At 66.7% G+C, this 25,077-nt stretch carries 24 protein-coding genes; 7 read left to right on the forward strand and 17 right to left on the reverse strand.

The window, feature by feature from the left end; all coding sequences use genetic code 11:
• Positions 1 to 21 precede the first annotated feature (21 nt).
• Positions 22 to 1,126, reverse strand: a protein-coding gene (gene prfB / locus V3596_RS16395; RefSeq protein ID WP_334278864.1) for a peptide chain release factor 2 whose coding sequence is annotated in 2 segments (ribosomal slippage) — positions 22 to 1,044 and positions 1,046 to 1,126 — 1,104 coding nt in all. Because the reading frame shifts where the segments join, the coding sequence is not laid out codon by codon here.
• Positions 1,127 to 1,251: 125 nt separating this feature from the next.
• Between prfB and V3596_RS16400 the strand changes: the two genes are divergently transcribed.
• Positions 1,252 to 1,506 (forward strand): hypothetical protein, encoded by a 255-nt coding sequence (locus V3596_RS16400; RefSeq protein ID WP_334278865.1) that lies wholly within the window; start codon positions 1,252 to 1,254, stop codon positions 1,504 to 1,506.
• On the forward strand, positions 1,497 to 1,763 hold the full coding sequence (locus V3596_RS16405; RefSeq protein WP_334278866.1) for a DUF4212 domain-containing protein: 267 nt from the start codon (positions 1,497 to 1,499) through the stop codon (positions 1,761 to 1,763). The genes V3596_RS16400 and V3596_RS16405 overlap by 10 nt, the downstream gene beginning before the upstream one ends.
• On the opposite strand, the gene V3596_RS16410 is transcribed toward V3596_RS16405, so the two are convergent.
• Positions 1,749 to 2,669: an alpha/beta fold hydrolase gene (locus V3596_RS16410; RefSeq protein ID WP_334278867.1), complete on the reverse strand. Its 921-nt coding sequence runs from the start codon at positions 2,667 to 2,669 to the stop codon at positions 1,749 to 1,751. The two genes, V3596_RS16405 and V3596_RS16410, sit on opposite strands and share 15 nt — an antisense overlap.
• Positions 2,670 to 2,726: 57 nt before the next feature.
• On the opposite strand from V3596_RS16410, the gene V3596_RS16415 reads away from it, so the two are divergent.
• The gene (locus tag V3596_RS16415) at positions 2,727 to 3,215 is read left to right on the forward strand and encodes a GNAT family N-acetyltransferase (protein ID WP_334278868.1); all 489 of its coding nucleotides are present in this window, start codon (positions 2,727 to 2,729) and stop codon (positions 3,213 to 3,215) included.
• A 74-nt stretch (positions 3,216 to 3,289) separates the two neighbouring features.
• Here V3596_RS16415 and V3596_RS16420 read toward each other — a convergent pair whose 3' ends face one another.
• Together V3596_RS16420 and arsC are read right to left on the reverse strand one after the other, a co-directional pair.
• Positions 3,290 to 5,350 (reverse strand): S9 family peptidase, encoded by a 2,061-nt coding sequence (locus V3596_RS16420; RefSeq protein WP_334278869.1) that lies wholly within the window; start codon positions 5,348 to 5,350, stop codon positions 3,290 to 3,292.
• 23 nt (positions 5,351 to 5,373) lie between these two features.
• A complete protein-coding gene (gene arsC / locus V3596_RS16425) occupies positions 5,374 to 5,721 on the reverse strand; it encodes an arsenate reductase (glutaredoxin) (RefSeq protein ID WP_334278870.1) in 348 nt (115 codons plus the stop codon).
• 96 nt (positions 5,722 to 5,817) lie between these two features.
• Here arsC and V3596_RS16430 point away from each other — a divergent pair, with 96 nt between their 5' ends.
• Positions 5,818 to 7,617, forward strand: coding sequence for an acyl-CoA synthetase (locus V3596_RS16430; RefSeq protein ID WP_334278871.1), 1,800 nt, complete (start codon positions 5,818 to 5,820; stop codon positions 7,615 to 7,617).
• On the opposite strand, the gene V3596_RS16435 is transcribed toward V3596_RS16430, so the two are convergent.
• Positions 7,618 to 9,450: a sensor histidine kinase gene (locus tag V3596_RS16435; protein WP_334278872.1), complete on the reverse strand. Its 1,833-nt coding sequence runs from the start codon at positions 9,448 to 9,450 to the stop codon at positions 7,618 to 7,620.
• Positions 9,451 to 9,525: 75 nt separating this feature from the next.
• Here V3596_RS16435 and ybaK point away from each other — a divergent pair, with 75 nt between their 5' ends.
• From ybaK to V3596_RS16450, 3 genes are read left to right on the forward strand one after another with little or no spacing between them, the layout of a single operon-like run.
• Complete coding sequence (gene ybaK / locus V3596_RS16440; RefSeq protein WP_334278873.1) at positions 9,526 to 10,023, forward strand: Cys-tRNA(Pro) deacylase; 498 nt, start codon at positions 9,526 to 9,528, stop codon at positions 10,021 to 10,023.
• Positions 10,024 to 10,029: 6 nt separating this feature from the next.
• Entirely contained in the window at positions 10,030 to 10,758 is a 729-nt protein-coding gene (plsY, locus tag V3596_RS16445; protein WP_334278874.1) for a glycerol-3-phosphate 1-O-acyltransferase PlsY, read from the forward strand.
• Complete coding sequence (locus V3596_RS16450) at positions 10,755 to 11,105, forward strand: RidA family protein (protein ID WP_334278875.1); 351 nt, start codon at positions 10,755 to 10,757, stop codon at positions 11,103 to 11,105. The genes plsY and V3596_RS16450 overlap by 4 nt, the downstream gene beginning before the upstream one ends.
• On the opposite strand, the gene V3596_RS16455 is transcribed toward V3596_RS16450, so the two are convergent.
• From V3596_RS16455 to V3596_RS16510, 12 genes are all read right to left on the reverse strand, one after another.
• The gene (locus V3596_RS16455; RefSeq protein WP_334278876.1) at positions 11,102 to 12,397 is read right to left on the reverse strand and encodes a M56 family metallopeptidase; all 1,296 of its coding nucleotides are present in this window, start codon (positions 12,395 to 12,397) and stop codon (positions 11,102 to 11,104) included. The two genes, V3596_RS16450 and V3596_RS16455, sit on opposite strands and share 4 nt — an antisense overlap.
• Positions 12,394 to 12,765: a BlaI/MecI/CopY family transcriptional regulator gene (locus tag V3596_RS16460; RefSeq protein ID WP_334278878.1), complete on the reverse strand. Its 372-nt coding sequence runs from the start codon at positions 12,763 to 12,765 to the stop codon at positions 12,394 to 12,396. Before V3596_RS16460 ends, V3596_RS16455 begins: the two co-directional genes overlap by 4 nt.
• 145 nt (positions 12,766 to 12,910) lie before the next feature.
• Positions 12,911 to 13,255: an energy transducer TonB gene (locus V3596_RS16465; protein WP_334278879.1), complete on the reverse strand. Its 345-nt coding sequence runs from the start codon at positions 13,253 to 13,255 to the stop codon at positions 12,911 to 12,913.
• Positions 13,256 to 13,322: 67 nt separating this feature from the next.
• Entirely contained in the window at positions 13,323 to 14,870 is a 1,548-nt protein-coding gene (locus V3596_RS16470; RefSeq protein ID WP_334278880.1) for a methyl-accepting chemotaxis protein, read from the reverse strand.
• Between the two features lie 198 nt (positions 14,871 to 15,068).
• Positions 15,069 to 15,710 carry an L-threonylcarbamoyladenylate synthase gene (locus tag V3596_RS16475; RefSeq protein WP_334278881.1) on the reverse strand — a complete coding sequence of 214 codons (642 nt, stop codon included), beginning with the start codon at positions 15,708 to 15,710 and terminating at the stop codon, positions 15,069 to 15,071.
• A 33-nt stretch (positions 15,711 to 15,743) separates the two neighbouring features.
• Positions 15,744 to 16,664, reverse strand: a complete 921-nt coding sequence (locus tag V3596_RS16480) for a DMT family transporter (protein WP_334278882.1) — start codon at positions 16,662 to 16,664, stop codon at positions 15,744 to 15,746.
• Positions 16,664 to 17,548 carry a 3',5'-nucleoside bisphosphate phosphatase gene (locus V3596_RS16485; RefSeq protein WP_416383987.1) on the reverse strand — a complete coding sequence of 295 codons (885 nt, stop codon included), beginning with the start codon at positions 17,546 to 17,548 and terminating at the stop codon, positions 16,664 to 16,666. Before V3596_RS16485 ends, V3596_RS16480 begins: the two co-directional genes overlap by 1 nt.
• Positions 17,549 to 17,584: 36 nt before the next feature.
• The gene (locus V3596_RS16490) at positions 17,585 to 18,439 is read right to left on the reverse strand and encodes a c-type cytochrome (RefSeq protein ID WP_334278884.1); all 855 of its coding nucleotides are present in this window, start codon (positions 18,437 to 18,439) and stop codon (positions 17,585 to 17,587) included.
• Between the two features lie 112 nt (positions 18,440 to 18,551).
• Positions 18,552 to 20,435 (reverse strand): methyl-accepting chemotaxis protein, encoded by a 1,884-nt coding sequence (locus tag V3596_RS16495; RefSeq protein WP_334278885.1) that lies wholly within the window; start codon positions 20,433 to 20,435, stop codon positions 18,552 to 18,554.
• A 13-nt stretch (positions 20,436 to 20,448) separates the two neighbouring features.
• On the reverse strand, positions 20,449 to 22,281 hold the full coding sequence (locus V3596_RS16500; RefSeq protein ID WP_334278886.1) for a bifunctional diguanylate cyclase/phosphodiesterase: 1,833 nt from the start codon (positions 22,279 to 22,281) through the stop codon (positions 20,449 to 20,451).
• A 108-nt stretch (positions 22,282 to 22,389) separates the two neighbouring features.
• Positions 22,390 to 24,144: a single-stranded-DNA-specific exonuclease RecJ gene (recJ, locus tag V3596_RS16505; RefSeq protein ID WP_334278887.1), complete on the reverse strand. Its 1,755-nt coding sequence runs from the start codon at positions 24,142 to 24,144 to the stop codon at positions 22,390 to 22,392.
• Positions 24,141 to 25,061: a hypothetical protein gene (locus V3596_RS16510; RefSeq protein ID WP_334278888.1), complete on the reverse strand. Its 921-nt coding sequence runs from the start codon at positions 25,059 to 25,061 to the stop codon at positions 24,141 to 24,143. Before V3596_RS16510 ends, recJ begins: the two co-directional genes overlap by 4 nt.
• Between the last annotated feature and the right edge of the window lie 16 nt (positions 25,062 to 25,077).

The raw sequence follows: 25,077 nt of genomic DNA on the forward strand, positions 1-25,077 counted from the left end.
GCTACGGGGGTGGGCCGAATCCTAGACGCCTTGCTTCAGGCTCTCGGAGATGAACTGGTCGAGGTCGCCGTCCAGCACCTTCTGGGTGGCGGAGGTCTCGTAGTTGGTGCGCAGGTCCTTGATGCGGCTCTGGTCGAGCACATAGCTGCGGATCTGGTGGCCCCAGCCCACATCGGTCTTGGTGTCCTCGAGCTTTTGCTGCTCTTCCTGGCGCTTGCGCATCTCGTGGTCGTACAGGCGCGAGCGCAGGCGCTTCCAGGCCACGTCGCGGTTGCTGTGCTGGCTGCGGCCGTCCTGGCATTGCACGACGATGCCGGTCGGGATGTGCGTGAGGCGCACCGCCGAGTCGGTCTTGTTGATGTGCTGACCGCCGGCGCCCGAGGCGCGGAAGGTGTCGGTGCGCACGTCGGCCGGGTTGATGTCGATCTCGATCGAGTCATCGATTTCCGGGTAGACGAACAGCGAGGCAAAGCTGGTGTGGCGGCCGCCGGAGCTGTCGAAGGGGCTCTTGCGGACCAGGCGGTGCACGCCGGTTTCGGTACGCAGCAAGCCGAAGGCATACTCGCCCTCGACCTTGATCGTGGCGCTCTTGATGCCGGCCACGTCGCCGTCGCTCTGGTCTTCCAGCGTCGCCTTGAAGCCCTTGCGTTCGCAGTACTTCAGGTATTGGCGCAAGAGCATGCCGGCCCAGTCGTTCGCCTCGGTACCACCGGCACCGGCCTGGATGTCGACAAAGCAGTTCAAGGGGTCGGCCGGGTTGTTGAACATCCGGCGGAACTCGAGCTGCTCGACCGTCTCGCGCAGCTTGGCGGCATCGGCCTCGATGGCCTCCAGACCGGCGAGGTCGTCGTCGGCCTTGCTCATCTCGAACAGCTCGGTGTTGTCGGCGAGGTTGCTTTGCAGGTGGTCGATGGTCTGGACCACGTTCTCCAGCGTGCGCTTCTCCTTGCCCAGCTCCTGGGCGCGCTTGGGCTCGTTCCAGACGTTCGGGTTCTCGAGGGCGGCGTTGACCTCGTTCAGCCGCAGTGCTTTGCGGTCGTAGTCAAAGATACCCCCTTAGCGCGTCGGTACGCGCTGTCAGATCGGCGAGGGAGGTTCCGATCGCGTTGATGCGTTCGATGTCCATGGTGCGGCTGCTTCTTTTTAACGCGCGCCCAGAACAGGGCGCAATCAGTCGGGCATTTTAGCGGCCCCGCTCCCTGGGGAACTGCCGGGGGCGTATTCAGGGGCACAGGCCTTAAAGTCCCGGCCATGCTTCTTCTTGTCTCCGCGCTCAAGCTGATTGCCGAAATCGGGCTGCTCGCCTGCCTCGGCCGAGGGCTGCTTGGCCTTTTGATCGGGGCGCGGCGGCAAGGCAATTTCTTCTATGGGCTGCTGGACATCGTGGCCCGGCCATTTGACCTGCCGGCCGGCCAGCGCTGGGCCTTGCCGCTGGCTGCAGGCCTGTGGCTGGCCGTCACCGCCTGGAAGGTCCAGCTTTGCCTCGGGGGCGCCGCATGCCAGTGAAATTGCAGCAACGCCAGCGCCGCTATTGGCAGGCCAATCGCAAGCTCACGCTGTGGCTGCTGGCGGCCTGGTCCTTGGTCACCTTTGTCGTGCCCTACTTTGCGCGCGACCTGAACTTCAGCTTCTTCGGCTGGCCCTTCAGCTTCTGGGTCGCCTCGCAGGGCGCCCTGATTGCGTACCTCGCCATCAGCTGGGCCTATGCCGCGTTCATGAACCGCAATGACCGCGAAGACGAAGACGAGTCAGGCGAGGAATGAGGCCAGGTGCTCGGCAAGCGCCTCGGGCTGATCGTGATGAAGCATGTGGCCGGCGTCGCTGAGCCTGGCCTGCTTCAAGTCCTTGACCACGGCCAGCCGTGATTCGAAATCCGCCCGGGGGTAGCGGTCGCCCCACCACTTGGTGATGTCGGTGCTGTCGCCCTCGACCCAGAGCGTGGGAGCCTCAATCGCCGCCCAGGTGGCCAGGTTTTCAGCGCGGCGGTAGAGGATGGGATTGGTGCGCTTGTGGGCCGGGTCGCCGAGTATCAGCCACTGGCCGTCGAATTCATGGGCCCAATGCGGCGCCAGCCACTGGGCCTTGGCCGTGCTGAGCCGCGGGTTGGTCTTGATCAGCCGCTCCGCCACGGCTTCGAGGCTCGGGTAGGGCTTGAGCCGCTGCTCTTCCTTCAATTCATCGAGCCAGGCGACCAGGCGGCCGGGCGCCATTTCCGGCTTGGTCTCGGGCAGGCCGAAACCTTCCAGATTGATCAGGCGGCGGATGCGCTGCGGCCGCACGCCGGCATAGCTCATCACCACATTGCCACCCATGCTGTGGCCGAGCAGGTCCACAGGCGCGTTGGGGCTGACCGCGTCGAGCAGCGCGTCCAGGTCACCCAGATAGTCCGGGAACCAGTAGGCATCGCCGCCGCCATTGTCAGAGAGGCCGAAGCCGCGCCAGTCCATGGCCAGCACCGCGCGCTGATCGCCCAGGGCGTCCAGCGCGTCAACCGCGAACTGGAACGAGGCGCCCACATCCATCCAGCCATGCAGCATCACCAAGAGGGGCCTCTCAGGCGTGATGAGCGACGCATCGCCCCAGCGCAGCACATGGTGGCGCAGGCCGCGCAGGGTGATGAATTCGCTGCGCGCCATGCGCCGCTCGACATAGGCTGGTGTGTTGCTCATGGCCTCAATGTAGGCCAGCACTCAGAGCCTTGCTGTCGGTCTGGCGACAATGGGGACATGAGCACCACTGAACATCGCATCCGCAATGCCGCGCCGGCCGACGTGCCGGCCATCGTCGGCCTGATCAAGGAACTGGCTGACTTCGAGAAGCTCGGGCACCTCGCCCAGGCCACGCCGGAGAAGCTGCTGCCGCAGCTGTTCGGCGAAAGGCCGCCGGTGGAATGCTGGGTCGCAGAAGGAGAGGAGGGCGAGTTGGTCGCCTTCGCGCTCTTCTTCACCAACTTTTCGACCTTCCTGGCCCAGCCTGGCATCTACCTGGAAGACCTCTATGTGCAGCCGGCCCACCGTGGCACGGGCCTGGGCAAGGCAATGCTGAGCCGCCTGGCCGCGCTGGCCGTGGAGCGCGGCTGCGGCCGCTTCGAGTGGAGCGTGCTGGACTGGAATGTGAACGCCATCGACTTCTACAAGAAGATGGGCGCCGTCATGATGGACGACTGGCGCATCTGCCGGCTCACCGGCGAGGCGCTGGCGCAGTACGGCCGCTAGGATTCAGCCCGGCCTCTTGTATCGAGTCCGGGCCTTCACCCGCCACGAGCCCTTGCCAGGCCTCGTGCGCGGGCTCAGTCCTTCTTCGCCTTCGGCAGCTCAGGCACCGCGAAGTTCGGCAGCGGGTCCTTGAAGATCCAGTGGTTGAACCAGTCCAGGTTGTGCTGCATCTGCGCGCGCGCCGATTTGGGCTTGGTGATGCCATGGCCGAAGCCCTTGTAGACGATCATCTCGACCGGCACATTGCGGTCTTCCAGCGCCTGGCGCAGCTGGTATGCATTGGCGATGGGCACGCGCCTGTCGAGCTCGCCATGCTGGATCAGCGCTGGCGTGCGGGCTTCCTTTAGGTAGCCGGCGGGTGAGGTCTTGCGATAGATCTCCGGGTCGTCCACGGGGTTGGCGCCGAGATAATTGATCGTGAACTGCGGAATGTCGGTGTTGTAGTAGTAGGTCGCCCAGTCCGAGATGCCGGCGCCGACCGAGACCGCGACAAAGCGGTTCGTTGCCGTGCCCAGGAAGGCGGAGATGTAGCCGCCCTGGCTCCAGCCCATGCTGCCGACACGGTCCTTGTCGACCCAGCCCTTGGCCACCAGGTGGTCCACGCCCGAGACCACGTCCCACGCGTCGCCCACACCGAGGTTGCGCTCATTCAGGCGGCGGAACTTCTCGCCATAACCGGCACTGCCGCGGTAGTTGACCTTCAGGAGCAGGGCGCCGCGTGCGGCCCAGATATCGGCCGGGTAGTACCGCGTGTCCAGCAGGGTGGGGCGGTCGATGCCTGTCGGACCGCCGTGGATGATGGTCAGCAGCGGGTACTTCTTGGCCGGGTCGAAGTCTGCCGGCTTGATCAGCACGCCTTCGATCTCGGCACCGTCCTTGCTCTTCCAGCGGATCAGCTCGCGGCTGGCCATGATGAAGTCGCGGGTCTGCTCGGTGAGCTGGGTCAGCTGTTTCGGCGCAAAACCGGCGGCTTCGCTGACGAAGACCTCGGCCAGCGCTCGCGGCGTGGCTGCGCTGAAGGCGATCTTTCGGCCGTCGCGGCTCAGGGACGCACCAGCGGCCATCAAGTCGTCCGGCGATGTCATGCGCGTCACGCGGCCATTGGCAGGGTCGACGCGGAACAGATGGCCCGCCGTGCGCTGCAGGCCGCTGAAGTAGATGCCATCGGCCTTCCAGCCGATCAGCGAGGGGTTCTCGTCGAAGCTCTCGCTCACCGAGCGCGGCGTGCCGCCGTCAGCCGACACCACGGCCACGCGCTGGTTGCGCGCGAAGAAGGTGGCCTGTCCCATCGCGGAGACGAAGGCGATCTGCTTGCCATCCGGCGACCATTGAGGATTGGAGTCGGGGCCGGCCTGCATCACCAGCGGCTTGACGCTGTCGTCGGCCAGGCCGAGGCGATAGATGTCGCTCGTGCCAAGGTGGCGCGCATCGGGCGACATGCTGGCGCTGAAAGCAAGCTGGCTACCGTCCGGCGACCAGCTGAAACCTTCCACATGCAGCTTGGCATTCTTCGTGCGCTGTTTGCCGGCCTGCGGCGCGGCCAGGGCCTCGGCCACGTTCAGCGTCCAGAGCTGGGCGGCCAGCGTTTCCTTGCGCACCACTTCGTAGTCGGCATAGTGGCTCTTGCGGTCCTTAGCGGCCTGGCTCTGCGCCTCATTGGCCGTGAAGGCGATCTGTCGGCCATCGGGCGACCAGGCATAGCCGCGCACGCCAGTTTCCGATTTGCTCAGTTGCACCGCCTCGCCACCATCGGGCCGGATTGCGAACAGCTGCTCCTTGTCTTCGACGCGGCTGCTGGTGAAGGCCAGCCACGAGCCATCGGGCGACCACTGCGGATTGCCCGCCGACTTGCCGCCCTGCGTCAATGGCAGGTTGCGACCGGTCTGCGTGTCCACCAACCAGATCGAGTTGATGAAGGCGTCCTGCTTGAAGTCTGCCTGGCTGGTCATGTAAGCCACGTAGCGGCCATCCGGCGAGATCTGCGGCGCGCCAGCCAGGGTCCTGAGTTGCAGCAACTCGTCGATGCTGGCCACATGGCGCGCAGCCGGCTCGGCGGCGAATACCGGGCCGAAGGCAAGACTCAGGGCCACGGTCAGCGCGGGAAGGGCAATGTTCAGGCAGATCGCGTTCTTCATGGACATCCTTGTGAGATTGTTCTTCAGAGGAATTCGAGCAGCAGCTCGGGTGGCCGTGCAATCAAGGCGCGCTGGCCGTTCACCACAATGGGCCGCTGCAGCAGTATCGGATGGGCCGCGATGGCTGCCAGCAAGTCACCCTCGCCGAGCGCCGGGTTGTCGAGCCCGAGCCGGGCATAGGCCTCCTCGCTGCGGCGCATCAGCTCGCGCGCCGGCAGCTTCAGCAAGGCCAGCAGCTCGCGCAATTGCGCAATGCTCGGCGGCGTTTGCTGGTAGTCGATCACCAGAGGCTGCAGGCCTCTGGATTGCAGGAGGGCCAATGCTTCACGCGACTTGGAACAGGCGGGGTTGTGGAAGATCGAGAGACTCATCAGCGCAGTTTATGTGCGGGAAATCCATAGCCCGGCATGACTTCCGGCTCGCTACGCTCTGCCCCTCGCATCCTCGCGCAACAGCAGGAGTTTGGGATGGTTCCAGCCAGAACGGCACAGCAGGACCTCTACGCCGCCCTCCATGGCGCGTTCCGCTGGGCTGTGCCGGAACGCTTCAGCATCGCCGAGGCCTGCTGCACCCGCTGGGCGCATGAAACACCTGACGCGCCGGCCGTGCTGTTCGAGAGCGACGGCGGCTGCAGCGCCCACTACAGCTACGGGCAGTTGCAGCGCGCGGCCAACCGGCTCTCCAATGCCTTGCAGCGCCAGGGCGTGCAGCGCGGCGACCGCGTGGCCATCGTGCTGCCGCAGCGCTTTGAAACCGCCGTGGCGCATATTGCGATCAACCAGCTGGGCGCCGTGGCAATGCCCTTGTCCATGCTGTTCGGTCCTGAGGCGCTGGAGTACCGGCTGCAGGACAGCGCCGCCGTGGTGGCGCTGGTGGAATGCGCAGTCCTTGATGCCCTGCGCTCGGTGCGTGGCGTGTGCCCGGCCTTGCGGCATTTGATCGTCGTTGGCGATTGCATCAGCAGCCAGCCGGGCGAGATTGGCTGGATGGCGGCCTTGCAGGCTGAAGACGCGCGTTTCACGGCCGCTTCGCTGTCTGCCGACGACCCGGCCGTCCTGATCTACACCAGCGGCACCACCGGCCCGGCCAAGGGCGCCCTGATCCCGCAGCGCGCCCTTATCGGCAACCTGAGCGGCTTCATTGCCAGCCAGAACTGGTTTGGTTTTGATCCATTTCCGAGCCTCGATCAGGGTGTCGAGCCCTCTTCCCTGGGGACGAGGGCGGGGGAGATGGGGGGCAACAGTTCAGGGCCTTGGCCCAGCAAGGGGTTCCAGAAATCGCATGCGATTTTCTGGAGCCCTGCAGACTGGGCCTGGACCGGCGGGCTGATGGACGCCTTGCTGCCCACGCTCTATTTCGGCCGGCCCATCGTGGCCTACCAGGGCCGCTTCTCTCCGGAGCGGGCCTTCGAACTGATGGCGCATTACGGCGTCACCCACAGCTTCCTGTTTCCCACGGCGCTCAAGGCGATGATGAAGGCCGTGCCGCATCCGCGGGAGCGCTATGCCCTGAAGCTTGAGGCGGTCATGAGCGCCGGCGAGGCAGTGGGCGACGCGGTCTTTGCCTGGTGCGAACAGGAGCTGGGCCTGACCGTCAACGAGATGTTCGGCCAGACCGAGATCAACTACGTGGTCGGCAACTGCAGCCGGCTCTGGCCCGCGCGCGCCGGCAGCATGGGCCGTGCCTATCCGGGCCATCGCGTCGCGGTGATTGATGACCAAGGCAAGACCTGCCCCCCGGGCGTGCCGGGCGATGTGGCGGTGCACCGCCGCGATGTCCACGGCGACCCGGACCCGGTGTTCTTCCTCGGCTACTGGAACATGCCCGAAGCGACGGCTGCGAAGTTCAGCGGAAATCCCCTCGACAGCTGGTGCCGCACCGGCGACATGGCCACGATGGATGAGGACGGCTACCTCTGGTACCAAGGCCGCAGCGACGACATGTTCAAGGCTGCGGGCTACCGCATCGGGCCGAGCGAAATCGAGAACTGCCTGGTCAAGCATGCCGCTGTTGCCAATGCTGCCGTCGTGCCCAAGCCTGACGCGGAGCGCGGCGCGCTGGTCAAGGCCTATGTGGTGCTGGCGCCCGGACACACCGGCACGGCCAAGCTGGTGGCGGCCTTGCAGGCCCATGTGAAAGGGCGGCTGGCACCGTATGAATATCCGAAGGAAATCGAGTTCATCGCCAGCCTGCCGATGACCACGAGCGGCAAGGTGCAGCGCCGCGTCCTGCGGCTGCAGGAAGAAGCCCGCGCCCGCGTGGCCTGATCAGCCTTCAGTCGCGGCCAGCCGGCGCGGCAGGTCCAAGGAGAAGCGGCTGCCACGGCCGGGTTCGCTGTCCACCGCAATGCTGCCGCCCAGGCGCTTGCAGACGATGTCTTCGACGATGGGCAGCCCGAGGCCGCTGCCGCCCTGGCCGATGCGCGTGCTGTAGAAGGGCTTGAAAAGCTCGGGCAGGGCCTCAGGCGGGATGCCGCGGCCGTTGTCGGCCACGCTGAGGCAGACCCGGCTTCCATCGGCGCTGGGCGTTGCCGCGATGCGGATCTCCCCCTCGCTGCGGCCTTCGAGGCCGTGGATCAGCGCGTTGTTGATCAGGTTGATCAGCACCTGGCCGAGCGGTCCGGGCAGGCTGTCCATCTCGAGATGCGCTGGCAGCTCCAGCTTCACCTCGTGGCCGGAGCGCCGCAGCACAGGCCCCATCGAGGCCAGCACTTCGCGCACGAGTTCGTCGAGCTCGAAGTGCCGCCGCTGGCCACTCGCCTGGTCGGCTGAGAGCTGCTTGAAATCGCGCATCAGCGCATCGGCACTTGCCAGGTTCTGCTGCATCTGCACCGCACCCTGGCGCAGGTCGGTGAGCAGCCCTGTCAGGCTGGACTTGCGCACCTGCCCCTGTTCCATCTGGGTCTCGAAGTCGCGGATCCAGTGCAAAAAGGTGTCAGCCAGCAAACGGCTGTTGCCGACCGGCGATGCCAGCTCGTGAGACATCTTGGCCACCAGCACCGACAGCGTTGCGCGTGACTGCGCCTCCTGCAACTCGCGCTCTGTCTGTTCCAGCCGCTCATTGGCCTCGGCCAGTTCCGAGCTGCGCCGAACGACCCGTTCTGACAGCCTCTTGTTGAGGGCGAGCACCTCGCGCTCGGCTTCGACCTGGGCGGTCACGTCCACCAGCAAGGCGAAGATGCCGCGTACCTCGGCTCCTTCCACGTCGGGAATCAGGCTCACGTCGAGCCAGGAGACGGCGCCGGTGGCCGGGTCGCGGTTGCTGCGGCGGTAGTGGCCTGCCTGGCCGCGCAGGGCCAGCTCCCAGTGTGGCTGGATCTGCTCAAGCGCCTCGGCGGGCACGAAGTCTTCGACATGCAAGCCCAGCACCTGCGCCGGCTCTCGGCCAAACAGGCTGGCATAGCGCAGATTGCAGCGGCGTACGCGCGATTGGCTGTCGAACGAGGCCACGCTTGCTGGCACGGCATCGACCAGCTTGCTCAACTCGCGCTCCTGATCCTGCAGCTCGGCATGCCGCAGTGCCAGTTCCCTGGAGAGCTGTACGCCCTGGTTGCGGCTGCCGAGCAGGGTTCGATTGACGACGTAAACCATGCCACCGGTGATCAGCAGCACCGACGCCAGCTGCATGCTGACCAAGAGGGGCGAGGCCCGATCGGTGGGCACATGCCAGCCGCTGAGAGTGCCCAGCCCCAACATGGCGACGCTGGCGAGGCTGGCCAGCAGCACCGCGACCAACCAGCGTGAGCCCAGTACCCAGCCCGCCAGTCCGATCAGGAAGGGATAGACGATCAGGCTGCTGCTGTAGATGCCGGCGTACTGCCACATGTTCAGGCTGGCCAGCAGCCACAGCCCGACCACCAGCAGCACCGTGCTGGCCTTGGGGCCGCGCTGGCGCAGCTGCCACTGGCTGGCCCCGATCAGCAGCAGGATGCTGCCGATATGGACATAGCGTGGCCACTCGCGCACGCCGCCCAGGAGGGCGCCCAGCAGCGTGAGGCCGGCCACGGCAAGCATGGCACCGTGGATCCAGGTGACAAAGCGGCGGAACGCCGGGCTGTTGTCAACATAGCTTTGGCTGGACGCTTCGGTGCTGCTTGGCATGGGCCCAACTGTCGCATGGGATGGCCCCATGCGCCCCTACACTGAGGGTCGTTCCCGATACATCCGTCGCGTCCGATGAGCAAGAAGTCCCAGCATGTCAGCGAAACCCCGGCCACCCAGTTCCTGCGCCACCACAAGGTCGAGTTCACGGAGCATGTCTACGACTACGTCGAGCATGGCGGCACAGCGGAGAGCGCACGCCAGCTGGGCGTGGACGAGCATGCCGTGGTCAAGACCCTGGTGATGCAGGACGAGAAGGCCCAGCCCTTGATCGTTCTCATGCATGGCGACTGCCAGGTTAGCCTGAAGGAGCTGGCGCGGCAGATCCCCTGCAAGAAGGTCGAACCCTGCAAGCCCGATGTGGCGCAGCGGCACAGCGGCTACATGGTCGGTGGCACCTCGCCGTTCGGCATCCGCAAGGCCATGCCCATCTATGTGGAGGCTGGCATTCTCGAGCTGCCGAAGGTCTGCATCAATGGCGGCCGGCGCGGCTACCTGGTGGGCATCGCACCCAGGCTCCTGGTCGATTTGCTCGCCGCCCGGCCGGTGCAGTGCGCCCTTGCCGCAGAATAGCGCCCCATGCAAGACAACCTCTACCCGCTGCTGGCCGCCCTGGCTGGCTATCTCATCGGCTCGCTTTCGTTCGCCGTCATCGTCAGCAAGTTCATGGGTCTGTCCGACCCGCGCAGCTATGGCTCGGGCAACCCCGGTGCCACCAATGTGCTGCGATCAGGCAACAAGCTCGCTGCCATCCTGACGCTGCTGTTTGATGCCTTGAAGGGCTACCTTCCGGTGCTGGCCGTGCTGATCTGGGGCGAGCGCTTCGGCCTCGGCGAGAGCAGCGCCGCCCTGGTGGGCCTGGCCGCTTTCCTGGGCCACCTGTGGCCGGTGTTCTTCCGCTTCAAGGGCGGCAAGGGCGTGGCCACAGCGGCCGGCGTGATCCTGGCGATCAACCCGCTGCTGGGTGCAGCCACGCTGCTGACCTGGGTGATCATTGCCTATTTCTCGCGCTACTCGTCGCTTGCGGCCATCGTCGCCGCAATATTTGCGCCGTTCTACCAAATGCTGATCTGGGGTGCCTCGCCGACCGTGATGGCCCTGCTTGTTCTGAGCCTGCTTCTGATCTGGCGCCACGAGGCCAACATCAAGAAGCTGCTGAACGGTACCGAGAGCAAGCTGGGCCAGAAGGCCACCGCCGCCGCGCCTGCGGGCGCGAGCAAGAAACATCCGCATGGCCAGGGCTATGAGGCCCGCGGCCATTCGCACCACCATGCAAAGAATCAGTCCAAGAAGGGCAAGAAAAAATGAGCTCCATCCAACGTTTTGACGTCGGCGCACGCCTGTCGGAGATGGCCGTGCACAACGGCGTGGCCTACCTGGCCGGCCAGGTGCCGGAAGACGCTACGCAGGACATCACCAGCCAGACGGCCCAGGTGCTGGCCGCCATCGACAAGCTGCTGGCACGCGCCGGCAGCGACAAGAGCAAGATCCTGATGGCCCAGATCTTCATCACCGACCTGGCCGACTTCCCCGGCATGAACAAGGCCTGGGACGCCTGGGTCGCCGCCGGCAATGCGCCGCCGCGAGCCACCGTGGTGGCCCAGCTGGCGCGGCCGGAATGGAAGGTCGAGATTGTGGTGAAGGCCGCGGTCTAAGTCTTCGGCTTGCCCAGCAGGGTAGGGGTGATCGAGATCGAGATCATCTCGCCGCCCTCGCCCGTGCCATATCCGACCTTGTTGCCCCGCTCGATCAAGGCCTTCATGCCGTCCTTGGTGATGACGCGCGGCTTGGCGACGCTCACCAAGGGGTCGCCCTTCTTCAGGTCCAGCGAGATGTCCACCTTGCCGTCGCCGATGTCCTTGGCGACGACCTCGATCGACACCTGATCGGGCGAGGGCTTGCCCGGCGCGCCATGGAACATCACCGTGGCCGGTGTGCTGCCGTTCACTCTGACCGTGGGCTGGCTGCGCAGCGTGCGGCTTGAGCCGTTCGCGGTGTCTCTGATCTCGATCTCCATGCGCAGCTCGATCTCGCCGGATGCTGGAGCAGAAGAATCTGCATGCAGCGCATGAACCGTGCCTGTGCCGGCCACGGCCAACAATCCCAGCAGGGCCAGTCCGAGCTTGCGACGCGCGGCCGGGCCGCTGTGTTGCTTGAGCATTTCGATCCTCTCGATCAGTGGGTGGGTGGATTGCCAACTGGCCCATGGCAGGCCGGTGGCGAATTGGGAACCTTGTGCGAGCAGCAAGGCGCGGCCGTAGGCGGCCTGGCTGCCAGGATGGCGGGCCAACACGGCGGCATCGCAGGCCAGCTCCTGGTCGGCACGCATGCGCCGTAGCGCCAGCCAGGCCAGCGGGTTGAACCAGTGCAGCATGCACAGCAGGGCGGCCATCGCATTCCAGTGGTTGTCGCGCCGCTGGCGGTGCACTTCCTCATGAGCGAGCACCAGGGACTGCTGCTGTGTGTCGAAGCGCTGGCCGAAGTCGGCCGGCAAGGCCAGGCGAGGCCGCAGCAAACCGACCAGGGCCGGGCCGCTGCCGGCCGGCGAATGCCATTGCCTGCCATCGCCGCTCGGGGTCAGGTCTTGCATGAAGCGGCGTTGCAACCAGACCAGTCGACCAGCAAAGAGCAGGGCGCCGAAGGCCCAGGCAAATGCCAGTGCTGCTGGCCACCACAAGTTGGGGTCTGCCGGCAGCGCCGTGCCCGGCATGCCGATCAGCGGCTCGATGCGGGCAACGACGGTGGCGCGCAGCGCCTGCGCCGGAGCGCTGGCCGGCAGCCAGCTTGCCAGCATCAGAAGCGGCAGCAGGAGCCAGCTGGCATAGGCAACCGGGGCGCCAAAGCGGCGGAGCAGCGGCCGGCGCAGGCACAGCAGCAGCGGCAGCGCCAGGCTCAGTACCAGCGTCTGTCGACCCAGTGCCAGGAGGAGGGGCGTGGGCTCGATCATTGCTCGTTGTCCTTCAGGAGCTTCTTCAAGGCGGCAAGTTCTTCGGCTGTCAGCTTGCGCTGGCTGCTGAATTGCGCGACCAGGGGCGCCAGGCTGCCGCCGAACAAGCGGTCCAGCAGGCCGCTGGCCTGGTCGCCAATCCAGTCTTCGCGCTTCAGCACGGGCGTGTAGAGATAGCGGCGGCCGTCCTTCTCGGCGCTGAGCGCACCCTTGTTGAGAAGGCGGTTGAGCAGGGTCTTGATCGTGGCCAACTGCCACTCCTGCCGGCCCTCCAGCGCGGCGACGACGTCTTCGGTGCTCAGCGGGCCTGTGGCGGCCCACAGCACCTCCATGACCTGGGCTTCAGCCTCGGAAATCGGTGTTGGCATCTTTTTCGATTACGAATGTAAACATAAGCGAATGTTTACGTGCGTAATCGAAACTGTCAAGAGGAGAGACGCGAAAAATGAAATTGGCCGCACGAGGCGGCCAATTGGTGGATCGAGGGGCGGGCGCCGGGCGTCTGCTCGTCAATCAGTCTTCATTTCGGAACACCAGCTTGACTTCGGCGGTCTGCTTTTCACCAGTGCCTTCGTACTTCCATTCCTTCAGCGCGGCGATCACGGCCTTGTCGAAGACGCGCTTGGGTTCGGCTTCGACCACCTTGACGTCGGTGACCGTGCCATCGGGCCCGATGGTCAGCTCGGCCTTGACGCTGCCGTTGGCGATGCCCTTGTTGGCGGCTTCACGCGGGAATTCCGGCGGCACCTTCTTGATGACCTTGGGCGCAGCCAGGGCCGAGGTGACCAACAGGGCGCCGATCAGCGCGAGGGCGCAGCGCTTGGCCAGGGTGGGGCGCTTGTTGACGACGGCTTGCATGAACGGTTCTCCTAGTCCTGAACGGTATGTGGAAACAATGGGCGCAATCATGAGGCCTTTATCGGCCTCAGGCGACCCGGAAGAAGCCAACAGCCTCCAGCAGTCGTGAAGAACTGCTGGTCAATGCCTCGGTCGAGCGGTTCAGTTCGCTGACCAGGCTGGCATTTTGCTGTGTGCTCCTGTCGAGTTCGTTCATCGCCTGGTTCACCACGCCGACGCCCGAAGCCTGCTCCTGGGCCGAGTGCGAGATCTCCTCGATCAGCTGGCCCATGTTGTTGACCTCGTCGACAACGCTGGTGATCGTCTTGCCGGCGTTGTTCACGAGGCCGGTGCCGCTGTCGACCTTCTCAGAGCTCTCCTGGATCAGCACCTTGATTTCCTTGGCCGCGGCTGCCGCACGCGAGGCCAACGCGCGAACCTCGGTGGCCACCACGGCGAAGCCCTTGCCGTGCTCGCCGGCACGGGCCGCTTCAACGGCGGCGTTCAAGGCCAGGATATTGGTCTGGAAGGCGATGCCGTCGATCACGCCGATGATGTCGCCGATCTTCTTGGAGCTGGCGCTGATGTCTTCCATGGTCGAGACGACCTGGGACACCACGCGGCCGCCGGTCGAGGCCGATTGACGCGCCGTGTTGGCGATGGCAGCCGCCTTGCGGGTCAGCTCACTGGCGCCGCTCAGGTTGGCAGCGATCTGCTCCACCGAGGCGGCCGTGTTTTGCAGGCTGGCAGCAGAGCGGGCAGTGCGGTCCGACAGGTCGTTGTTGCTGTTGGCGATGACGCTGGAGCTGTCGGCCACCTCGCTGGCGGCCGAGCCCACGCTGCGCACCACGCCCACCAGCGCGTCCTGCATCTCGCGCATTGCTTGCAGCATCTGCGCCAGTTCGTCGCGGCCTTCGCTGTTGATCTCGCGGGTCAGGTCGCCCTGAGCGATGGCTTCGGCCGCTGCCTGGGCCGCACGCGCCGGCACGACGATAGAACGCGAGATAGCCAGGCCACCGACGATGCCTATCGCCACCGCGGCGATCACGAGCACCACGGTCACGGTGGTGGAGTTGCGAGCCAGCTCGCCGCCGGCCACGGCCAGGTCGCGCGCATTCTCGAACTGCAGATCGACCAGGGCCTTCAGCGCGGCCTGGTAGTCCTGCTGGGCCGGGCGCACCACGGTGATCAGGCTTTCCCGTGCTTCGTCCGGGCTGCCGTCCTGCTGCACCTTGCGGAACTTGGCAATCGAATCGAGGAACTTGTCCTGCGTGCTCTTGGCCTGGTCGATCAGCTGGGCTTCCTTGCCCGCTTCGGCGTCGGCCTTGAGCTTGGCCAACTGGTCGACGCTGGCCTGCTGCGCTTCATCCATGGCGGCCTTCTGCTTCTTGATCTGGCGGGCTTCATCAAGCAGGAGCAGGTCGCGCGATGCGCGCGCGAACACATTGACGTTTTCCGACAGCGCATTGGCCGCCGCGATCTTCACCAGGCTCTGATTGGCCGTGCGGTCCAGGTCCTTGGCCAGGCGGCTGGCGCTGTAGCCACCATAGGTCCCGATCACGATCAGCAGAATGATCAGGAGGCCGTAGCTCAGCGCCAGGCGATGGCCAATTCGAAGTTGCGTCAGCAGTCCCATAGTCGGTCCTTTTGCTGCGGCCTTGCAGCCGCATGTCTTGTTCGAGAGATCCCGGGACTTCGCCCGGTCGATACCTGCTCCCCACGGGGCCTGCGAACGGCTGCCGAACCCGCCCCCAACGCTAGCATGGCTGGGCTGTGAAATGAACCAGCAAATCCGCTCTGGCGGGCGGCCTGGCCAGCAGTCCGGTTCACCAACTCAGGGTGGGAGGCCAAGCTTGGCCGGGTCGCCGCGGCCCAGGCGCACCACGGTGGGTTCCTCGCCGCTCATGTCGATCACCGTGGTGGGCTGCATGGTGCAGGCGCCCGACTGGATGATCAGTTGCAACTGGTGGTCGTAGCGCTCGGCAATCTCGTCCGGATCGTTGAGCGGCTCGGTCTCACCGGGCGGTATCAGGGTGGTCGCCAGCAGCGGCTGACCAAAGATCGCCAGCAGTTCCTGGGTCACGCGATGGTCGGGCACGCGCAGGCCAATGGTGCGCCGCGAGGGATGGTGCAGCCGGCGCGGCACCTCCTTGGTGGCTTCGAGGATGAAGGTGAAGGGCCCTGGCGTAGCCGCCTTCAGCAGCCGGTATTGCTTGTTGTCAACCCGTGCATAGCTGGCCAGCTCGCTCAGGTCGCGGCATAGAAGCGTCAGGTGGTGCTTGTCGCTGGTCTTTTCGCTGAAGCCGCGCAGGCGCCACAGGCTCTCCGCCGCCGCCTTGTCGTCCAGATGACAGACCAGGGCGTAGCTGGAGTCGGTCGGAATCGCGGCGATGCCGCCCTTGTCGAGGATCTGCGCCGCCTGCTTGAGGAAACGGGCCTGCGGATTGTCCGGATGAACTTCGAAGCTTTGTGCCATGGCGGGAGATTCTGCTCCGCCTGGCGACGGACTTCAGTCTGCAATCGTGTCCATCGTCACTACCGACAGTGACGCCCGTTGCTTCTCCCTGACATTGAGCCAGGCTGTTGCTGCGCCACAGGCGGAAAGCACCGCCATGCCCAGCCAGGCATAGCTGTCCGGCGCATGGTCGAAAGCCAGCCAGCCGATGCCGGCGGCAAAGGCAATTTGCACATAGACGAAGGGCATCAGCGTGGCCGTGGAGGCCAGCCCGAGTGCCAGGATCAGGAGCAGGTGACCTGTGGTGCCGAGAATACCGACCACCAGAAGCAAGCCCCATTGCCAGGCCGGTGCCGCGAGCAGCGCTGGCCAGACCTGCCAGGGCCCCAGTGCCAGCAGCAGGCTCAGCAGCAGCATGCCGCACAAGCCGGTGTAGAAATGCGTGGTCAAGGGATGTTCCAGCGAGGACAGCTTGCTGGTCAGCACCTGGAAGGCCGCGTAGCAAAGGGCGCCGGCCAGCGGAAACATCACCGCCCATCCGAACAGGCCGCTGCCAGGCCGGATCACGATCAGGGCGCCGCCGAAACCGCCCAGCACCAGTGCCCAGCGCAGCCGTGACACCGGCTCATGCAGCAGCAGGGCAGCCAGGAGCGTGACGACAACGGGCGTCAGCATGGTGATCGAGGTGAACTCGGCCACCGGCATCAGCTGAACGCCGAAGAAGCTCATCGCACTGGTGGCCAGTAGCAGAAGCCCGCGCAGCAGCTGAAAGCGTGGATGGGCGGCCCGAAAGCTGCCCTTGACGGCGAGCCACACGCCCATCGAAACCGCCTGAACGCTGTAGCGCGCCCAAAGGATCAAGAGCACCGGCAGGGCCAGCGAGCCGAGGTGGCGGATCAGGCTGTCCATGCTGGCAAAGCAGGCCGCCATCAGGAACACGAGGGTGATGCCCAGGGCGGGGCGTTGCTGCGCCATCAAGCGCCCGGGTAGTGGATTCGGTGCTGCAATTCCAGCCAGACCGGGTTCAGCTTGCCCGGCAGATTGGGCAGCGAGCCGAGCTCGGTGTGGCTCTCGTCCGGGCTGTGGAAGTCCGAGCCACGCGAGGCGAGGAAATTGAACTCGAGCGCCATGTCGCCATACTTCACGGCCTCGGCCGCGGTGTGGCTGCCGGTCACCACTTCGAGCCCGCGGCCGCCATGGGCCTGGAATTCGATGAAGAGTGCGTATTCTTCGGTGGGCGTGAAGCCATAGCGGGCGGGGTGGGCGATCACCGTCATGCCACCGGCATCATGGACCCAGCGCAAGGCATCGCGCAGCGTGGCCCAGCGGTGCGGCACGAAGCCCGGCTTGCCTTCGGTCAGGAAGCGGCGGAACACCTCGGGCACATCGCTGCAATGGCCGGCATCGACCAGCCAGCGCGCGAAGTGGGTGCGCGAGATCAGCTCTGGGTTGCCCACGTAGTGCAGGGCGCCCTCAAAGGCACCCTCGATGCCGACCTTGGCCAGGCCTTCAGCCATCTCGCGGGCACGCGGTTCGCGGCCGCCGCGCGTGGCCTTGAGGCCCGCCTTCAGCGCTTCGTTGGTGTGATCGAAACCGAGCCCGACGATGTGCACGACCTTGTTGGCGAACGTCACCGAGATCTCGGTGCCGGTCAGGTAGGGCAGGCCCTGGGCGAGAGCCGCCTCCAGCGCTCTTTGCTGACCGGCGACCTCGTCATGGTCGGTCAGCGCCCACAGCTCGACGCCCTGGGCCTTGGCCCGGGCCGCCAGGGCCTCGGGCTCCAGCGTGCCATCGGAGACCTTGGAGTGGCAATGCAGGTCGGCATTGCTGAGCGCATGGATGAGGGTGCTGGATTTCACCGCTGCATTTTATCGGCCGGCCCGCGCCGCCGCGCTTCAGGGCTTTTGCGGCTTCAGTGTGCGCAGGTAGGCGATCATTGCCGCCATGTCGGCATCGCTGATCTTGGCGTAGAAGCCGAAGCCCATGGGCGGCTTGAGCTGCTGGCCGTCCGGGCGCACACCAGTGCGTATGGCCTGGGCGATCTGGACATCGGTCCAGTCCTTGAGGCCGGAGGCGTCGGGGGTCAGATTGCGCGACACGCTCACGCCCCAGGGGCCCTTGAAGCTCTCGCCACCGGCACCCAGGCGCGACATGATCAGCTGGCCCTTCTCGTCGCGTGGCGTGTGGCATTCCATGCAATGCGCGATCTCGACCAGGTACTGGCCATAGCGGCGCAGGTCCTTGGTGGGCGGTGCCGTGACCTTGCCCACGGGTGGCCCATAGGTGGGCGGAAGCGGCATGCGGTAGACCGACTTGGGCACGGCATTGGCAACCGCCGGTTGGGCCAGCATGTAGGCCACCAGGGCTGCGACGTCGGCGTCAGACAGGTGACGGTAGAACTCGATGGGCATCGGTGGCCCGATCAGGCTGCCGTCGGGGCGTATGCCCTCACGGATGGCCTTGATCAGCTGCGCTTCGGTCCAGCGCCCGATGCCGGTCTGGGTATCCGGCGTGATGTTGGAGGCGTAGGAAGTGAAGGGCGGCACGTCGAACTTGAAGCCGCCGGAAAGCCCGCGCTCGAACAGGGGCTGTCCTTGCGGCCCGCGTTGCATATGGCAGTTGCCACAGGCCACCACCGAGTCCATCAGGTATTTGCCGCGGGCCAGACGGTCCGCCGTGGCGTCCGACCAGGAAAGCTGCGGCAGGCAGGCCAGCAGGCCTGCAACAACCAAGCGCCAGAATCTGTGCATGACAACCTCGCACGAAACAGGGCCAAGGGGCGCACGAGCGTAGTCCCGATCGCGGCGCGATGGAAGCGCGCGCCCTCATGGATTGCCCTAGGCTCGCGCCAAGGCGCCGGCCCTAGAGGCTGAATGCCTGAACGGTCTGGTCCATGGTCTGCGCGCGGCCGCGCAAGCTAGCGGCCGAGGCAGCCGATTGCTCGACCAGGGCCGCGTTCTGCTGCGTCATCGCGTCGATTCTTTTCATGGCCTGGCCCAGTTCCCGTGTCTGGCCGGCCTGCTCGCTGGCTTGGCCGGCCAGGCCTCGCACCACGGCGCTAACCTCCCCCACGCGATGCACGATCCGGCGCATGGCCACGCCGGCCTCGGCGGCCAGGGCCGTACCGCCCTCGACCTGTTCGACCGACTGGCGCAGCAAGCCCCTGATGTCGCGCGCAGCCTCGGCGCTGCGCTGCGAGAGTTGCCGCACCTCGCTGGCCACCACCGCAAAGCCGCGCCCCTGCTCGCCGGCGCGGGCCGCTTCCACGGCTGCATTGAGCGCCAGCAGGTTGGTCTGAAAGGCAATGCCATCGATCAGCCCGGTGATGTCGGCGATTCGGCTCGAGCTCTGCTGGATCGCGCCCATCGTGGCCACCACGCGCTCGACCACCTGGCCGCCGTTCAGGGCCATGGTGCTGGCCTCGGCGCTCAGCTGCGTGGCCTGCAGGGCGGCCGCGCTGCTGTGGCCCACGGTCTGGTCCAGCAGGGCCACGCTGGCAGCCGTCTGCTGCAGTTGCGCGGCGGCCTGCTCGGTGCGGCGCGACAGGTCAAGGTTGCCGGTGGCGATCTCGTCGGCGGCGCTGCGAATGCTGCCCGCCCCTTCGTTGATCTGACGCACTAGGCTGCGCAGACCGCGCTGCATGTGGGCCAGCGCCTGCAGCACGCGGCCCAGCTCGTCGGAGCGGCCCTCCGGCACGGGCTGGCTGAGGTCACCGGCGGCGATGCGCTCGGTCACGTCCACCATGGCCTGCAATGGGCGCAGCACCTGGTTCATGGTGCGCAGCATCAGCCAGCCGAGCGCGGCCAGCAGCAGCGGCAGGGCGATGAGCAGCAGGTTGCGGCGCTGGCGGGTCTGGTCGGCGCGGGCCTGCAGGCTCTGGTCCAGCGTCTTGAGCACCTGGCTTGAGAGCCGGGCCTGGACCTGGGCCGCCGCGGCAAAGCCCTGCGCCAGTTGCTCGAGCGGGTAGCTGGGGTCCAGCGTGGCTGCCCGCACGACCTGCTCCAGCTGCTCGCGCTGCTGGGCGGTCTGCTCGGCGACGCTAGCAAGTGCTGCAGTCAGGCTGCCCCCAGCACGCAGGGAGCGCTGCAAGGCCTCCTGCATCGCATTGGCATGTTCGCGGTAGCGGGTCATGGCGGCGGTCAGGGCGGCCAGGTCGTCCACCGCGGCGGCGCGGGCGATGGCGCCGAGCTCGGACAGCGCTTCCTCCACGCGCGGCGCAGCCTGCAATCCAGCCAGGAGGGCCTGCTGGCTGGCCGGGTCGGGGTCGCGCGGCAGGCCGGCTTCCTCGTTCAGGTCGTCCATGGCGCGCCAGGCCGAGAGGGCAAGGTCTTGCTGGGCAGCGAGCAGGCGGCTCAGGTCCAGCGGGCCGTCGGCGAGGGACTTCTCCAGCCGGGCCAGCGCAGCGGCCTGCGCTTCGACGGCCTCACGATGGCGCGGCGTTGCCGAGACCTCGCGCAGCGCGGCGAGCGCTGGCGCCATGGCCTGCTGCACGGCGGCCAGTTCCTGGCGCGCGGCCGGGCGGCTGCCCTGCGCCTCGGCGGCCAGCTCGCGCTGCTGCCTTTGCAGGCGCAGCAGCGCTTGCCACGCCTGGTTGGCAGGCAGGGCGGCCTGCTCGCGTTGCAGGCTGGCCAGTTGCAGGCCGTCCTGGCGCAGCAACAGGGCCGTCGGCACCAGGCTCAGCACCAGGGCCATCAGGGCAGCGAGCAGCAGCCGGGTCTTCAGGGTGGGGGACAGCAGGTGACGCATGACACTCAGCTCATCAGGCGGCGGCAGGCAAGGGCTGTTCGACGGCTTCCGGGCCGCGCCGGTCCACGAAGTAGCGGCTGCCGCCGCTTCGGCTCTTGGCCACGCGCTTGGGTTCTATCAAGGCGGCCGACAGTGCCTGCGAGTTTTCGAAACAGCCGTCTCCGCGCACCGTCACCACGCCGGCACTGAACGTGGGCAGTGGATTGAAGGTGGGCTGGTTCTGGCGATTCAGCGTGGTGTAGCCGCCGCGCATGAGGTGCTCCTCGGTGAAGAAGCCGCGCACGCCTGCGTCGAAGGCATTGCAGACGTCTTGCAGCCGCTCCTGCCAGTTGGCCGATCCCAGCACCATCAGGAAGTCGTCGCCGCCGATATGGCCGACGAAGTCGAGTTCGGCATCGGCCGCCTGGGTCAGCGTGGCCGCGGTGAACTTGATCATCTCGTCGCCGGCGCGGTAGCCATAGCTGTCGTTGAAGGGCTTGAAGTTGTCGATGTCCCACATCGCCACCACGAAGGGCCGGCCCTCGGCGAGCAGGCTGTCGAGCTGGTTGTCGATGGGCACGTTGCCCGGCAAGAGCGTCAGCGGATTCGCATAGCGGGCCGAATGCACTTGCAGGTCTGAGACCGCCTTGAGCAGATCGGAGGTGCGGCCGCTGCCGAAGTACTGGCCGTTCTTGGTGACGATGAAGCCGTCCACCATCAGGCGGTCGTCCAGGTTGGCAATCGTCTCGCTCATCGCGCGCAGGGAGGTCGAGACATCGAAGAGCAGCGGCTGCGGGTCCATCAGCACCGTGCAGCTGTGCTTGCGATGGATGTCCATGAAGAAGCGCTCGGCACTTCGCTTGAGCACCTGCAGCGAGCGCAGGATGCCGATCGGCCGGTTGTCGGCGTCGAGCACGGGCAGCGAATAGAGCTGCTCGTCGCTGGTGAACATCTCGACGACCGATTGGCAGTCGATGCGGCCCGAGACCGTGTGGCCGCGCTGCGAGAGCTGGGCTGCCTGGGTGATGGCACCGGCGGGCAGGTTCAAGAGGCTGCGGGCCGTGCTGCCGTCTCGCAGCAGGCTGCTGATCTCGGCGCGCAGGGTGGCCCGGGGCGTGGCCGTGGGCCGCGCCAGCAGGTAGCCCTGGCAGACCGGCACGCCCAGCTCGCGCAGCACGCTCAGGTCGCCGTTCTGTTCCAGCCCTTCGGCGATCACCGTGCAGCCGCTGGACGCAGCCATCTCGAGGATGGAGCGCACGAACTGCTGCTTCAAGGGCTCCTGGGCGATGCCGTCGATGAAATGGCGGTCGATCTTGACGAAGTCGGGTCGGATGTCCATCCAGCGCTTGAGGCTGGCGAAGCCTTCGCCGAGATCGTCCAGCGCGACGACGAAACCGAGCGCGCGCAGGCCTTCCAGCGAGGCGCTCAGCCGCTCGGGTTCGAGGATGGGGCGGGTCTCGGTCAGCTCGATGACGATGCGCGAGGGCGGCATGTCCAGCTCGGCGAATTCATGCGCAATCTGCTCGACGCGGCCTTCCGCGGCCAGCAAGGTATCGGCCGTGAGGTTCAGGAAGATCTGGCCTGGCAGTGCCAGCTCGCGGAAGCGCCGCAAGGCCTTGCGCACCACCAGTCGCTCCAGTTCCACCAGGCGGCCTTGGCGGGCGGCCACGTCGAACAGCACGAGGGGTGAATGCAGCGAGGAATCCGCCGGGCCGCGGGTCAGCGCCTCGTAGCCGAGGATGCCGGCGCGATTCACATCGACCAGCGGCTGGAAATGGATGTCAAAACTCTGCTGGCTGATCAGGTTTGACAGCTGCAGGGCCAGCAGATCGTGGCGGGGTGAAACGGGCGTGGTCTGGTCGGGCATGGAGGAACCGGTTGCGTCAGCGTTGCAACCGATTCTTCAGGCCCGCTGTGGCAGTGATTTGACAGCTCGTCCGCGGAGCTGCCTGACGTGCATTCGTTCACGCCGAGTTCACACCAGCGGCTCGGCCGCCTCCACAACCATCTGCACCCGTTCCTGGCCGTTCCAGCTGTCCAGGCTCAGGCGGTACGCGAGTCGCACGCGCTCGGGCAGGCCTTCGGTGTGGCCGAACCAGATGGCGTCGCGCAAGACCTGGCCCTGGCCCTGACCCTGGCGGATGCGCAGCTTCAGGTGCTTCTCGCCCACGATGCGTTGCTGCATCACCTCGACCTGGTCGCAGAACAGCGGCGCCTCGAAGGCCTGGCCCCAGACCTGCGCCTCCAGCTCGCGCACCGTGGTCGGCGTGTAGGCCTCGGGCGGCAAGGCGCCATCGGTGCGCAGCGTTCGGGTCAGTGCGGCCTCGTCCAGCCATTCGCTGGCGACTTGCTGAAGTGCGCTGTCGAAGGCTGCAAACGCATCAGGGTCGACCAGCGTGCAGCCAGCCGCCATCGCGTGGCCCCCGAACTTCTTCAACAGGTCGGGCGCTCTCTTGCTGACCAGGTCCAGCGCGTCGCGCAGATGGAAACCGGGAATGGAGCGGCCCGAGCCTTTCAATTGACCATCGGCGCCCAGCGCAAAGACGAAGGTCGGTCGGTGCACCCGCTCCTTCAGGCGCGAGGCGACGATGCCGACCACGCCTTCGTGGAACTCGGGCTCGTAGATGCACAAGGCCGCTGGTGGTGTTCCTCGCAGCTGCGGGTTTTGCATCAAGGCTTCGAGCTTCTCTTCGGCCAGCTCGCGCATGCCTGCCTCGATCTCGCGGCGCTCGCGGTTGATCGCATCGAGCTGCTTGGCCAGCTCGGTGGCGCGCGTGCCGTCGTCGGTCAGCAGGCATTCGATGCCCAGCGTCATGTCGGAGAGCCGGCCCGCCGCATTGATGCGAGGGCCCAGCGCAAAGCCGAGGTCGAAGGCATTGGCCTGCGTTGCATCGCGGCCGGCGGCCGTGAACAGTGCGGCCAGCCCGGGCTGCATGCGGCCGGCGCGCATGCGGCGCAGGCCCTGCGCCACGAGGCGGCGGTTGTTGGCATCGAGCTTGACCACGTCAGCCACGGTGCCCAGCGCGACCAAGTCCAGCAGGCCGTCCAGCTTGGGTTGAGGCGCAGATTCGTACGCTCCGCGCTTGCGCAACTCGCCGCGCAAGGCCATCAGCAGGTAGAACACCACGCCGACGCCGGCCAGGTTCTTGCTCTCGAACGTGCAGCCCGGCTGGTTGGGGTTCACCAGGCCATTCGCCTCGGGCAGCACGACCGCATCGCCGACCAGGGCCGGCAGATGGTGGTCGGTCACCAGCACCTGCATGCCCAGCTCGCGTGCATGGGCGACACCGGCCAGACTGGCGATGCCGTTGTCCACCGTCATCAGCAGGTGAGGGCGCTTGGCCAGGGCCAGCTCGGCAATTGCGGGGGTCAGGCCGTAGCCGTGGATGGCGCGGTCGGGCACCACATAGTCCAGCGTACCGGCTCTTGCGCCCAGCAGCGAGAGGCCGCGCAGCGCAACGGCGCAGGCGGTGGCGCCGTCGCAGTCGTAGTCGGCCACGATGCAGATGCGCGAGCCGGCGGCAAGCGCGTCGGCCAGCAGCGCGGCTGCCTCGGCCATGCCCTTCATGCCTTCGGGCGGCAGCAGCCTGGCCAGGCCATCGTCCAGCTCGTCCGGGCTCTTGACGCCACGTGCGGCCAGCAGCCGGGCCAGCAAGGGCGAGACACCGGCCTGCTCCAGCGTCCAGGCGGCACGCGGGGGCACCTCGCGAGTGATGATTTGCGGGTTCATAGGGCGCCCAGGATCTTTGCTGCATCTGCGCTCGGCGGGCTGATGGACTGCCACAGCCGCTGCCAGCCCGAGCGTTGCTGCACCTTGTAGCGGCGCGCCTCGCGGTCGCCGCACAGCGTCAGGCTCAAGCCCGCTTGACCTTGCCTGGCGCGGGTCAGCATGTCATTGATGAGTCCCGCATCAAGCGAGCGCCAGGCGTCGCACCATGCCGCCCAGTCGCCAGCCAGCAAGGGGCCGCGCAGGCTGCGTTCAATCTGCAAGCCGGGCTCCGTCTGGGCGGGCTCAAAGCGGCCGCAGCCGCTGATCCAGACCGAGTTCACCATCAGCTCGCCGCGCGCCTCGCGCTGTGCATTGAGCGGGTGGCGATGCAGGAGCATCTGGCATTCGTTCTGCAGCGTGCGCAGGCGCCGGGCCTCGGGCATCCAGGCGTCGACCGGGCGGTTGATCACGCGCTCCAGGCTGGCACTCGCCAGGCCTAGCAGGTCTTCGTGGGCGACGTACCAGCGGTCAGCCGCGCCCCAGGCCTGGCGCCAGCCCTCGCTGGCCGGGAACAGCTCGGCTGCGAGATCAGCCAGCAGGCGGCGGGAATCGGCGTCGCCCAGTTGCAGGGCCTGCGGGTCCAGCGCCAGCACCTGATCGCTGCTGACGGAGAGATGCATGGGGCTCACGAGCGCCCAGCAGTGCTTGTCGACTTGAATGCCATCGGCGGCTGCCATCGTGGCCGCATTGACGGGCTGGCCGGCTGCACGCAGGGCCAGCTCGAAAGGCGTGTCCGGGCTCAGTTCGTCGCCGCCGAGCGGCGCGCCGTCGGGCTGCATCAGGCCGAGCAAGGCCGAGAGCCGGGGCAGGGCCAGCGTCTGCAGGGCGGCCGCGCCGGCCTCGCCGGCGGCGCTGGCATAAGGGATCATCAGGTGCATGGCGGCATTATCGAGG

Origin of the sequence: Roseateles microcysteis, assembly GCF_036880965.1 — a bacterium.
Lineage (GTDB): Bacteria > Pseudomonadota > Gammaproteobacteria > Burkholderiales > Burkholderiaceae_C > JAUASW01.